The 13,157-nt window shown below is 45.9% G+C and carries 8 protein-coding genes; 3 read left to right on the top strand and 5 right to left on the bottom strand.

Translation table 11 applies throughout. The features are described from left to right. Window positions 1–128: 128 nt before the first annotated feature. Window positions 129–2,300, top strand: a complete 2,172-nt coding sequence (locus tag AACM02_RS00200) for a S46 family peptidase (protein ID WP_339115698.1) — start codon at window positions 129–131, stop codon at window positions 2,298–2,300. Between the two features lie 114 nt (window positions 2,301–2,414). Beyond that, window positions 2,415–2,960, top strand: a complete 546-nt coding sequence (locus AACM02_RS00195; RefSeq protein ID WP_286848769.1) for a DUF4488 domain-containing protein — start codon at window positions 2,415–2,417, stop codon at window positions 2,958–2,960. A 76-nt stretch (window positions 2,961–3,036) separates the two neighbouring features. On the opposite strand, the gene AACM02_RS00190 is transcribed toward AACM02_RS00195, so the two are convergent. Both AACM02_RS00190 and AACM02_RS00185 read right to left on the bottom strand, forming a co-directional pair. Beyond that, window positions 3,037–4,335: an O-acetylhomoserine aminocarboxypropyltransferase/cysteine synthase gene (locus AACM02_RS00190; RefSeq protein ID WP_339115697.1), complete on the bottom strand. Its 1,299-nt coding sequence runs from the start codon at window positions 4,333–4,335 to the stop codon at window positions 3,037–3,039. 205 nt (window positions 4,336–4,540) lie between these two features. Then, on the bottom strand, window positions 4,541–5,746 hold the full coding sequence (locus tag AACM02_RS00185; protein ID WP_332456967.1) for an ROK family transcriptional regulator: 1,206 nt from the start codon (window positions 5,744–5,746) through the stop codon (window positions 4,541–4,543). 278 nt (window positions 5,747–6,024) lie between these two features. Here AACM02_RS00185 and AACM02_RS00180 point away from each other — a divergent pair, with 278 nt between their 5' ends. Next, window positions 6,025–8,229 (top strand): sodium-translocating pyrophosphatase, encoded by a 2,205-nt coding sequence (locus tag AACM02_RS00180; RefSeq protein ID WP_332456968.1) that lies wholly within the window; start codon window positions 6,025–6,027, stop codon window positions 8,227–8,229. A gap of 76 nt (window positions 8,230–8,305) precedes the next feature. Here AACM02_RS00180 and AACM02_RS00175 read toward each other — a convergent pair whose 3' ends face one another. The 3 genes from AACM02_RS00175 to AACM02_RS00165 all read right to left on the bottom strand — a co-directional run bounded on the left by AACM02_RS00175 (window position 8,306) and on the right by AACM02_RS00165 (window position 13,152). Further along, the gene (locus AACM02_RS00175) at window positions 8,306–9,304 is read right to left on the bottom strand and encodes a malate dehydrogenase (protein WP_214062869.1); all 999 of its coding nucleotides are present in this window, start codon (window positions 9,302–9,304) and stop codon (window positions 8,306–8,308) included. Between the two features lie 130 nt (window positions 9,305–9,434). Further along, window positions 9,435–11,771: a glycoside hydrolase family 3 N-terminal domain-containing protein gene (locus AACM02_RS00170; protein WP_339115696.1), complete on the bottom strand. Its 2,337-nt coding sequence runs from the start codon at window positions 11,769–11,771 to the stop codon at window positions 9,435–9,437. A gap of 1 nt (window position 11,772) precedes the next feature. After that, on the bottom strand, window positions 11,773–13,152 hold the full coding sequence (locus AACM02_RS00165; protein ID WP_339115695.1) for an alpha-L-fucosidase: 1,380 nt from the start codon (window positions 13,150–13,152) through the stop codon (window positions 11,773–11,775). Window positions 13,153–13,157 lie beyond the last annotated feature (5 nt).

The raw sequence follows: 13,157 nt of genomic DNA, 5'->3' as shown, positions 1-13,157 counted from the left end.
CAAAATTAATCATTTATCTCTTTTAATTGACCGATAAAAGAGAAATCATTATCTTCGCCACACGGAAATAAGTGATGAATTATTTGCTGAACTTGAAATAATTTACCCTATCAAACAAAAAACTGAAGATGAAAAAATCATTTCTGTCCCTGATCCTGATTTTTACCCTGACTACTTTCTCACTTTCTGCTGATGAAGGAATGTGGATGTTGCACCTGTTGAAGCAACAAAAATATCCCGAAATGAAAAAACTGGGATTGAAATTGAGAGATTATGATATTTACAATCCGAATGGCACATCGATAAAAGACGCGGTTGTTCAGTTTGGTGGCGGATGCACCGGTGAGGTGATTTCTTCCCAGGGACTGGTGTTGACCAATCATCATTGCGGCTACGGACAGATACAGAACCACAGTACGCTGGAACATAATTACCTGGAAAACGGATTCTGGGCCATGACGAAGACTGAAGAACTTCCCAATCCCGGACTGACGGTTACTTTTATAGATAAGGTGGAGGAGGTAACCGATTACGTGAAGAATTGTCTTGAACGGGATAAGGCGCTGGACAAAGACGGTATCCTGTTCCTTTCTCCCGCCTATTTGAAAAGCATTGCCAAAGAGAGGGTGGGGAAAGAGTTTCTGGAAAATAACGCTGGTGCCGATGTTGAGATTAAGCCATTCTTCGACGGGAACCAATATTTTATGTTCATCAAAAAGATATACTCCGATATTCGTCTGGTGGGGGCGCCGCCCAGTTCGATCGGAAAGTTTGGTGCCGATACCGATAACTGGATGTGGCCACGTCACACAGGCGACTTTTCCCTTTTCCGCATTTATGCTGATAAAAACGGAAACCCCGCTCCTTATTCTCCCGATAATGTTCCACTGAAACCCAAGCGCTGGCTTACCGTTTCTACCCAGGGCGCAAATGAAAATGATTTTGTTATGATCCTGGGGTTTCCCGGTACAACCTATAAGTTTTATACCTCGTGGGAAGTTGCCGAGCGGCGCGATATCGATAATAGAGTGCGTATCAACATGCGCAGGGTCCGCCAGGAAGCCCTGTTGAATGAAATGCTTGCCGATCCGCAGGTAAATATACAGTATGCTTCGAAATACACAGGCTCTACGAACGCCTACAAGAGCGCTATCGGCTCGAATTGGGCCATTGACAAGCGTAATTTTGTCATGGCAAAAAAACGACAACAGGAAAGACTTGTCGGTTGGGCAAAGAAAAAGAACAAAACGCAGTTCCTGGCCGCTCTTGATACCCTACAACATATTGTTGAGCAACGCAGTGACCTCCGTTTCAGGGACCGGATGCTGAACGAAGGGATTGTCAGAGGGATTGAGTTTGCTAATGTGCCGGTCCGGAATGCTGACTCATTGATCCGGGCACTTCGGAACAAGGACGAAAAGAAGATCGAGAATTTCACGTTACTGCTTCTTAATGATTACCGGAATTTTGCCAACAAGAACTACAGCGTAGAAGTGGATAAAAAAGTAGCCAAAGCCATGATTGCTGAATACATACGGTTGGTTCCCAAAGATAAGCATCCTGATGTTTTTACCGTTTTACACACTGAGTTTGAGGGAGACATAAACAAATACGTAGATAATATTTTTGAAAATTCTGTTTTCGGGAGTGAAGCTAACCTGGAAAAATTCCTTTCTCATCTTACTCCCGAAACACTTGTCCATGATCCGATGTTTAGCTTTGCCCGGTCGGTAAAGAAAGAAGAAACAATGTTAAAAGATCAGCAAGATGCTTTTACCCGCGCCTATTTGATCGCCCGCCGTTCATACCTGGACGGAGTGCTGGAGATGGATGGAGCAACGGCATATGCTCCCGATGCCAATCTTACACTCAGGCTTGCATACGGACAGTTGAAAGGTTATGCACCCCGTGATGCTGTTTACTATGAACCCCAAACAACGGTGGAAGGAATTATGGAAAAAGAAGATCCCGGGAATTGGGAGTTCGTTGTGCCTGAAAAGCTGAAAGAGCTCTATAACAAAGGTGACTACGGACGTTATGCTTTACCCGGCGGTAAAATGCCGGTGGCATTTATGGCCTCAACGCACACTACCGGAGGAAACTCGGGCAGCCCGGTTATGAACGCCGGGGGAGAATTGATTGGTATAAACTTTGACCGTAACTGGGAGGGAGTTGGCGGAGATATTCAGTACCTTCCGGATTATCAGCGAAGCATTATAGTGGATATCCGTTATGTGTTATTCATTATTGATAAATTTGCTGGTGCTACACACTTGATTGAGGAGATGGATATCCAGTAAAAAAGAGGTTGCAGCAACCTTGTTTTTTTAAGAAAAAAAGCTGCAAAAAATAATATTAATACCTAGAAAGATCATATATTTGTATGGGGTAAATTCTATTAAATACAAGTAATCATGAAAACGAAATTATTTTACTCTGTATTTGTTTGCGTGATTGCATTACTGGCCGGATGTGGGACAGCGCAAAAAGGATTGAAAAGCGAAACAGCTAAGCGCTTGTTTGGATTGTGGGAGGTGAAAGCCATTCACAACAGCAATGAGGGAGGTTACAAAAAAATGCCTCACGGGATGTTTAAGATGATTATCGATGACGGCAGGTTTGTTAACTTCATGACAACCGCAGGTGGCGCTATGATCACCGTTGACGGAACGTACAGGTTGGTTGGAGATTCCCTTTACATCGAAGAGATTAATCATTCTTTCAACAGAACACAGGTTGGGAAAGACAATCCCTTGAATTTGAAACTTTCCGGGCCTAAGTTTATGTACCTGAGGTGGTTTCAGGCAGTGGATGAGTTTGGTGAGAACCAGAATCAATGGATTGAGGAAATCTGGCAACGGGTAGAGCTTGAAGATATGGAAGTGAGCCGTATCGATTTGGAGCAGGAACTCCGGGCGTTAGTGAAAGATCCTGAGGTGATAAAGAAAGTTATGGATTAACCTCTCTTGCGGAACGAATTGAAAAGAGCGTGTGATATTCTGACCGCACGCTCTTTTACTGTGTATACCTTAATTTTTATAACTTCGACAACGCTTCGTCCAGCTCATATTTGATATCATCGATATGCTCCAGCCCAAGTGACAACCGCAACATATTCGGATAAACCCCAGACGCAAGCTGAGCTTCTTTCGAAAGCTGTTCGTGTGTGGTAGTCGCCGGATGAATGATCAGTGTCCTTGTATCCCCCACATTAGCTACGTGGCTGATCAGGGACAGGTTGTCTATGACCGTGGCGGCCTGTTTTTCATTGCCTTTGATAAAAAAGGACAAAACTCCGCCAAAACCGTTGTCTTTTAAATATTTCTTGGCTAAGGCGTTGTATTTGCTGCTTTCCAGTCCCGGATAATTGACTTTTTCTACTTTCGGATGTTTTTCGAGCCAACGGGCAATCTCCAATGTGCTTGCATTTATTCGTTCTGCACGAAGTGAAAGTGTTTCCAGGCCCTGAAGCATCATAAAGGAGTTGAATGGGCTAATGGCAGGCCCAAAGTCGCGCAGCCCCTCGACGCGGCAGCGTATGGCGAAAGCGATGTTCCCGAAAGGAGATTGATCACCGAAAACCTCCCAGAAATTTAATCCGTGATATCCTTCAGAAGGCTCACTGAGAGTGGGGTATTTCCCGTTGTTCCAGTTGAAATTTCCTCCGTCGATAATGATTCCACCCATGGATGTGCCGTGTCCTCCAATCCACTTTGTGGCGGAATGAAGCACAATGTTTACTCCCCAGTCGATGGGATTGAACAAGTATCCACCTTGCGCAAACGTATTATCCATTATCACCGGCAGGTCTTTTTTGCGTGCCAGATCAACAATTTTTTCTACATCGGGGATGTTGTACTCCGGGTTTCCAATCATTTCGAGGTAGATGGCTTTTGTCTTTTCGTCGATCAGGCTTTCTATGCTGTCTACATCATCCCCTTTGGCGAAACGGAACTCAACTCCCAACCGGGCAAAAGAAACCTTAAAAAGATTGTATGTGCCACCGTATAAGAATGATGTGCTGACTATGTTGTCGCCGGCGCTGGCCAAGCTGTTGATGGTGATAAACTCTGCAGACTGTCCTGAGGCTGTGGCTACAGCTGCTGTCCCTTTTTCCAGGGCGGCCATCCGTTTTTCGAAAACATCCGTGGTAGGGTTTTGCAGCCGGGTATAAATATTCCCAAACTCCCTTAAGCCGAATAGGTCGGCTCCGTGCTCCGCATTCTTAAAAACGAAAGCTGTTGTCTGATGAATGGGTGCGACTCTTGAGCCTTCAATCTGATCTGGCTGTTGTCCTGCGTGAATCTGCAGGGTTTCGAAATGTAAATTTCTCATTTTCTTTAATTGTTATTGAAGTTTTTAAAATAACCTAAATGCAGCAAAATTGTTCGTTTGACGACTATTTAAAATCAACAATCCGTTTTGTGTGACAAAATGCTATAGTGCAAAAGTAAAAGAAAATACGGGATCTTGGCACAAATAAGTGTTAAATGTGCAATTTATGGCTGATTACAGGATGTTTCGCAGGAGAAAAGTTATGTTAGTTGTCAAATAACCGGCTTCGGGCAATCATGCATGCACCAACGACTCCGGCTTTGTTTTTTAATTTCGAAGGGATAATCTGCGTATCTTTATTAACCAGGCCCAACGAATGTTTTCTGACGGCACTTCTTATCGGAAGCATAATAAATCCTTCTGTTTCTGCTACCTGACCGCCTATAACCACCAGCTCCGGATTGAAAATATTAATCAGTCCGGCGACGTATTTACCCAGTTTGAACCCTACCTCTTCCATTATCTCAATGCAAAGCGGGTCTTCCATGTTGGTGGCTTTTACGATGTCTGTAAGGGTAAGTTTATTTAAGTCTTTTACCTGTTGGGTGAGAATGGAACTTTCTCCCTTGTTGATCCGCTCAAGTACCATCCGGTGTATAGCCAGCCCGGAGGCTTCTGTTTCGAGGCATCCCTTTTTGCCGCAATGGCAAATGATTTCGTTATCGAAAATGGGGAAATGGCCAAATTCTCCTGAAAATCCCGATTTCCCGTAGTATAGCTTCTTATCGATAATGATTCCAATGCCGAGGCCCCAGCTTACATTTACAAAAATCACGTTACTTTCACTCTGTACCGCTCCCTTCATAAATTCACCGTAAGCCATGGAGCGCGTGTCATTGTCCACAGTTACTTTATAGTTCAACCGGTTTGATAAGATATTGCTGATCGGCTCTTCACTAAAATAGAAGCTGCTGTAGCTGTATCCGGATTCGGGGTTTACGCGGCCCGAGATATTCAGGCAGATGTTGTATATTTTTTGCTTCAGTTCACCCGTTTCACGGATGAATTTTTGTATGTGCTCACAAAGGACATCGAACGAGTCTGTGGTGTTTTCATACATATACGAAATTCCCATTTCGTACTTCACAATATCGCCTTTAAAATCCATCAACGCAATGTTTAAATGGTGTCTTGTCATGTCTACCCCGATGAAATAGACAGATGACGGATTCAAGCCGTAAACATTTGGGTACCTTCCGCCTGCGGTTTGTATTTTTCCGAAATCGGCAACCAATCCTTTATCGCTCAGCTCCCCGATCAATTTTGTTACAGTAGGAACACTCAGGTCGAGCCCTTTTGAAAGTTCGGCTATCGTGTCATTTCCGTTGTTAACGAAATGGTTGATTATCTCTTTTTTTATCTGGATGTTTTTGGGGCTTTTGTCGGTGCTTAAGAAGAAACTCTTTTCCATCTCACTCTTTATTTTATAGAAAATATGTTGTATCCTGATTTTAAAGGTTAGTTAAAGGCAATATTTATAAATTGTCTGAATTTTTAAACCATATAATAAATTAGGGCAAAGATAATAAAAATGTAAAATTTAAGTGCCGGTTCTTGCACAAAAAAACAGGAATATTAAAAAAATAACAATAATTTAACTTTATTGGCGATAATTCGATCATATTTTATAACTTTATCGGAATTTCTTAAAATCGTAAACCTAAAATACAAATTAACTTTTAATTATCAATGAATTACTTTTATCTTGTCCCCATTGCATCGTTGTTCGCTCTAAGTTTTGCTTTCTATTTCTTCAAGAAGATGATGAGAGAAAGTGAAGGTACAGAACAAATGAAGACCATCGCGAAATATGTCCGCGAAGGTGCCATGTCTTATTTGAAGCAACAATATAAAGTTGTTGCTATCGTCTTTGTTATTTTAGCCTCGGTTTTTGCCGTTATGGCTTATTTTGGGTTGCAGAACAACTGGGTTCCCTTTGCCTTTTTAACCGGAGGTTTTTTTTCTGCGTTAGCGGGTTTTTTTGGTATGAAAACCGCCACTTATGCATCGGCACGTACAGCGAATGCTGCTAAAAATTCACTCAACAAGGGATTACAGGTAGCCTTCCGCTCAGGCGCCGTTATGGGCCTGGTGGTTGTGGGGTTAGCCTTACTTGATATTTCTGCGTGGTATCTTGTCCTGGATCATTTCATTGACAGTGCGGAGCCCGGACACAAGCTTATCATGATTACCACTACGATGCTTACCTTCGGTATGGGTGCTTCCACACAGGCGCTGTTCGCACGTGTGGGGGGAGGAATTTACACCAAGGCGGCCGATGTGGGAGCTGACCTGGTCGGAAAAGTGGAAGCCGGTATTCCCGAAGATGATCCGCGAAATCCTGCTACCATTGCGGATAACGTGGGTGATAACGTAGGAGATGTGGCGGGGATGGGAGCCGACCTTTATGAGTCTTACTGCGGTTCTATCCTGGCTACGGCTGCACTGGGTGCTTCGGCTTTCGTGCTGAACCCTGCTATGCAGGCCAAAGCGGTTTTTGCGCCCATGATTATTGCGGCTATCGGTGTTTTTCTTTCCATACTGGGTATCTTTCTGGTGCATACAGGTGAAAATGCCGATATGAAAAAACTGATGGCCGCATTGAATCGCGGAGTTAACGTAAGTGCGGTATTGATTGCCCTGTTCACTTTTGTTATTTTGTATCTTCTGGGTTTCGAAAACTGGTTAGGGTTATCTTTCTCAGTAATTTCCGGATTGCTGGCTGGAATTGTTATCGGACAAGGTACGGAATATTATACATCTCATTCTTTCCGCCCAACGCAACAAATTGCAGAAAGTGGCAAAACCGGGCCGGCTACCGTTATTATCTCGGGTATGGGGACCGGAATGATATCTACATTTATTCCCGTGATAACCATAGCGTTGGCTATTCTGTTTTCTTACCTTTGTGCCACTGGGTTTGATGTGCAGAACATGATGTCGGGAGAGAACCTGAGTATGGGATTGTATGGCATTGGAATAGCCGCTGTGGGGATGCTTTCGACTCTCGGGATAACATTGGCTACAGATGCTTACGGGCCAATTGCGGATAATGCCGGCGGAAACGCTGAGATGTGCGGATTGGGAAAAGAGGTCCGCAAACGTACGGATGCCCTGGATGCTCTTGGAAACACTACTGCTGCCACGGGAAAAGGATTTGCGATCGGTTCCGCTGCATTGACGGCACTTGCTTTGTTGGCCTCCTATATCGAAGAGATTAAAATAGGTATGTTGCGGCTTGGACAAACTGTACTTGAGTTTGCCGATGGCAGTGATGCTGTGGAAATTGCTAAAGCCGGTTTTGCCGATTTCATGAACTATTATCAGGTTACCCTGATGAATCCCAAGGTGCTTGTCGGCATTTTTATCGGTTCGATGATGGCATTTCTTTTCTGTGGGCTTACCATGAATGCTGTGGGAAGAGCTGCTCAGAAAATGGTGGAAGAGGTACGTCGCCAGTTCCGTGAAATCGCAGGCATATTAGAAGGTACGGGTACTCCCGACTATGCGAAGTGTGTTGAGATATCCACGAAGGGTGCGCAACGGGAGATGTTGTTGCCGTCACTTCTGGCCATTGCCATTCCCATTGTAACGGGGGTTATTCTCGGAGTGCCCGGTGTCATGGGATTATTGGCCGGGGGATTGGGTTCTGGATTTGTGTTGGCTGTTTTTATGGCAAACTCCGGCGGTGCGTGGGACAATGCCAAAAAATACGTGGAAGAAGGCAACCTGGGCGGAAAAGGCAGTGACGTGCACAAAGCCACCGTGGTGGGGGATACTGTTGGTGATCCGTTCAAGGATACATCCGGGCCTTCGCTCAACATTTTGATCAAGCTGATGAGTATGATTTCTATCGTGATGGCGGGGCTGACGGTTGCCTGGAGCCTTCTGTGACGGTAGTCAAAAAAAACCCCGAAAGTTTTTTGTCTAACTTTCGGGGTTCATATCAATCCTGGAGTTTTTTATAAATTTATAAGTTCGGATTTACCGATTTCCATTGATCAGTTGCGGGGATGATTCCCATAGCGATGACTTCATCACGCAGCTTTGCCAGGTGTTGGTAGCTTTCTTTCAAGGCCGTCATTTCGCTGTCGGTTCCTTTGGTCTCGTTTATGACCACACCGTCTTTGGTGATGTTGGTTTCCATTGCCATCATGATGTTCGGGAAATCGACGGTATTTACGTAACAACCCGAAGGCCAACCGAATTTCTCTCCGCCCATAGCTGCGCGGATCATTTCTACCGATACGTACGACGGGCTTTGGAACGATGAGCGTCCACGCAGTTTAATGATGTTTGCGCCCCCTTTGGTTACTCTTAGTTTAAGGGCATCCCAGTCTTCGTTTGTGAGCTCGGGTGTGCCGATGAGGTCGGTTAACGGTTTTCCGTCAACTTTTGCCGTAGAGGCAAAAACAGCCATTTGCTCGCCGTGTCCGCCATAGGTGCGGGTATTGGTAACCTGGCTCTGTTTTACACCGAAATGTTTTGCCAGTTCGCTTTGTAAACGGGTACTGTCCAGTCCGGCCAGTGTGGTAACGCAGCCCGGTTTCAGGCCCGAGTGAATAAGGGCCACCAGGCCGGTAATGTCGGCAGGATTAAAAATAACGGTAAGGTGTTTCAGATCGGGGCAGTAAGCCTTGATGTCTTTACCCAGTTGAGCTGCAATCTCCGCATTGCCTTTCAACAAATCTTCGCGGGTCATGCCGTCTTTTCGCGGAGCACCGCCCGAAGAAATCATGTATTTTGTGCCGGTGAATGCTTCCCGGATATCGGTGGTGAACGTAAAATCCACTCCTTCAAATCCACAATGGCGCATTTCTTCGTAAACACCCTCCAGGCCCAGAGCAAAGGGGTCGTATAAGCAGATGTTCGGGGTTAAACGCATCATTGCCGCAGTTTGCGCCATGTTTGAACCAATCATTCCGGCAGCGCCAACGATGGTTAATTTTTCGTTTGTTAAAAAGCTCATAATTGAAATTATTAAATGTTGAATGTTTTTTCGGAGGCCAAATTTACGATATTATCCCGACATTAAAGAAAAAAAGAATTAAATAAACGTTAAAACCCTGCCCGGCTTAACTTTACAACAACCGGGAACGTCACGGGCAGAGAAAACTTCCTCTTAACCGGATATCGCTGGAAGCCGCTCCGATCATGATTGTAAATTCCCCGGGTTCGGTAACTTCTTCCATCTGGGCATTGAACAACGACAGTTGATCGTCTCGGAGCGTGAACGTTACCGGCTGTGATTCCCCTTTCTTTATAAATACCCGGCAGAAATCTTTTAACTGAAGGGGCGGAGTGGAAACAGAACTGATGTTGTCCCTGGCGTAAAGTTGAACGACCTCCTCACCGTCAAAATCTCCGGTATTTGAAATACTGCATGAAACAGTCGTTTTCCCTTCTTCCCGGGTTATTTTCAGGCCGTCGTATTTGAATTGGGTGTAACTCAGTCCATACCCAAAAGAATAAAGCGGAGAACCCTCTCCTTCTACGTATTTGTTTTGCCTGCCTAACGAATAGTAAACGGGCAGTTGGCCGGCAGAACGCGGTACGGAGACCGGTAATCGTCCGGCGGGGTTGTGGTCGCCAAATAAAATGCCGGCAATAGCATGTCCGCCTTCCTGTCCCGGATACCAAGCGCACAGAAGCGCATCCGCTTTTTCGGAGGCCAGGTTCATTTCCAGCGGTCTTCCCTGGATATAGATAACGATAAGCGGTTTGTCCGTTTCTATTAGGGCCTCCATCAGTTCTTCCTGCTTGCCCAGCAGGCGAAGTGAGTTCCTGTCGTATCCTTCACCCGATTCCATATCGGAGATGGTTTCCTCTTTTGCACCCGGAACAACAGCAGCACCGGTTTCTACGTATTCGGTCCTGAAGTCTCTGGCGCTTGATCCTCCGACTACCAGGACCGTGACATCAGATAGGAGGGCGGCCTTCACGGCTTCGGGAATGTTGCTTTGTGTGGTGTCGCGGATGGCGCATCCTTTTACGTATCGTACGGTTGTTGACGGATGTACCGCTTTTTTTATGCCGTCTAAAACGGTGGTGATATTTTCCCTTTCCTGCGGAGCGGTGTAATCACCAAGTTGATTGTAGGTGTTGTCGGCATTTGGCCCGATTACGGCAATACTTTTTATATCTCTGGATAATGGCAGGAGATTGTCGGTGTTTTTAAGCAGTACCGTTCCCTGTTTTGCCACTTCCCGTGCGATTTTTTTGTGATTTTCGTTTCTGACGAATGCGGAAACTTGTGCAGGATCCACATAAGGATTTTCAAACAGGCCCATTCCGAACTTCAATCGCAGTACCCGGGCAACGGCGTTGTCCAGTTCTTCGGCGGTTATGAGATTCTCTTTTAGCGCCTGCTCCAGGTTTTTTCCATAGGCGTTACCTCCCAGATCGGTATCCACTCCGGCTTTCAACGCAGCGACGGCTGCTTGTTTTATGTCGGAGACGGTTCTGTGTGAAGTAGCGATTCCTTCCACACTTCCCAGGTCGGAGAATACAAACCCGTCGAATCCCCACCGGTCTCTTAAAATATCAGTCAACAGGTACTTGTTCGAGGTACAGGGAATACCGTCGATGGAGTTATAAGCGGTCATGATCGTTTTTGCTCCAGCATCTACAGCCATTTTGAAAGGTGACAGGTGGTCGGAGAAGAGTTCCCTCATGCCAATCATTGCTTGCCGGCCGTTATGTCCGCCTACAGGAATGCCGTATGCGACAAAATGCTTCAGTGTAGAGTAGACATGTTTACCGTCTTTGATGTCCTCTCCCTGTAATCCCTTGACGAAACAACTGCCCAGTATACCGGTTAGAACCGGGTCTTCACCGAAGGTTTCTTCCATTCTCGACCATCGCGGCTCACGGGCAATATCGATGATGGGGCCGTAGCCGATGTGGGCGCCTTGTACCCTTGTTTCCACTCCGATGGCTTCTCCCATCCGGAAAATCAGATCTCTGTTGAATGTGCTTGCCTGGGCCAGTGACGTGGGAAAAACCGTTGTGCCGATGGCCATGTGTCCGTGTGCGCATTCTTCGGCGAAGAACAGGGGGATTCCCAGTCTTGTATTTTCCATAACGTACTTCTGGAGTGCGTTGAGTACTTTTGCCGACAGTTCGGGATGTAATCCGGTTTCAATTGTTTTTCTTGTCCAGGGGTCGGCTCGCAATGTCGCCCAAAAAGTTCCGGGCGGTGTATCATCCATCAGTTTCACGAAAGCATCGGAAACCGTTACGTTTTCCCCGTTTTTTCGGTACATTTCCCATCCTAGCGGTGAGCACAACTGCCCGACTTTTTCTTTTACCGTCATTCTCGACAACAGGTCTGCAACCCTCTCCTCGGTGGAAGCCTGCGAATTCTTATAAACCGGTTGTGCCGACAGATGAAAGAGGAGGGCGGTTGAAACAGCTGTAAGCAGTAGTTTTCTCATCTTAATTCACGTTAAACGATAAAATCAGGGATTCCTGTTTGAGGTTTTTCGGAAGGAAGACGGTCGTTTTTGTACCGTCTGACCTCCATTTTACCCGTTTGTTGTTTTGCAACAATGTCATCCGTGCTCCTTTTGCCGGACTGTTTCCTTCCCATTCTATGGTGGAAGGTAATTTTTCATTTTCTGGCAACGCATAAATGGCGTACAAATGTTTATTGTCTTTTCCGGCGGTAAACCAGGTATTTTCACTTTTATAAATGGGAGTGGTTCTGGTGTTGTAAATTCCTTCTCCGTTAACTTCGAGCCATTCGCCCACTTTTTTCAGCCGTTCTGCTACGGGTTGTTCAATTAAGCCCTGCGCCGTCGGCCCCACTCCCAAAAGCAAACATCCGCCCTTGGCGGTGATCTCGATAAGCGTATTGATGACTTTTTGCGCCGATTTATACGGGGCATTGGGAACCCATCCCCAATCATTGCTCAGGGGAATACAGCTTTCCCAGGGATACGGCAGTGGTTCATCGGGAATTGATCTTTCGGGGGTCTGGTAGTTCTCGTGTTTGCCTTTTACTGTCCGGTCCACAATCAGAATTCCGGGTTGATTCCTGCGAACCATTCCAGCGATATGGTCCATATCTATATCCTGCCGAGGAGGAGCTACCCACCCGCCATCCAGCCACAGGATATCCATATCTCCGTAATTGGAGGTTATTTCATTCAGCTGATTGTAGGTGAATTTTTTGAAATTTTCCCAACGTTGCGGGTGCCTTTCGATTTTGTAATTTACACTTCGGTTGGGCGTGGCGTAGTAGTCCCACCAGTAGTTCTGGTTGTGCCAGTCGGGCTTGGAGAAATAGGCGCCGATCATAAAATCTTTCTTCCGGAAAGCTTCGAAGACAAATTTGGCCACATCGGCTTTCGGATGATTTTTAAAAGGCCCGTTGGCGATGGAGAAATCGGTTTCCTTGGTGTCGAACATGTTGAACCCGTCGTGATGCTTGGTGGTAAAGATGGCATATTTCATTCCTGCCTTCTCCATGACCGTTGCCCACTGATCGGGATCGAAATCCGTGGGGTTAAACTGATCTTTTAAGTCCCAGTACCACTTTTTGTAATCGGAATAGGTCATGGTGCTGTCGCGCGGTATCCAGTCCACATCTTCGGAACATATCGACCACGATTCCACCATCCCGGGAACGGAGTATAATCCCCAGTGGAACAGCACACCGAACTTGAGGTCCTGCCACCGGTCGAGCTTTTGCAGTACCTTCTCGTCCGTCGGAACCACATACCCTTCCGATTGTTGATGAACGAATCCTTGCTGAGGGTATGCGGTGGAAATGAAGATGAAGGAGATGGCGATAAAAAGAGTTTTTATTTTCATAAGCG

Source organism: Petrimonas sp., assembly GCF_963921705.1.
In the GTDB taxonomy this organism is placed as follows: Bacteria; Bacteroidota; Bacteroidia; order Bacteroidales; family Dysgonomonadaceae; genus Petrimonas; species Petrimonas sulfuriphila.
Note: the sequence above shows the minus strand (reverse complement) of the source record. Positions and strands in the feature narration are given on the sequence as shown.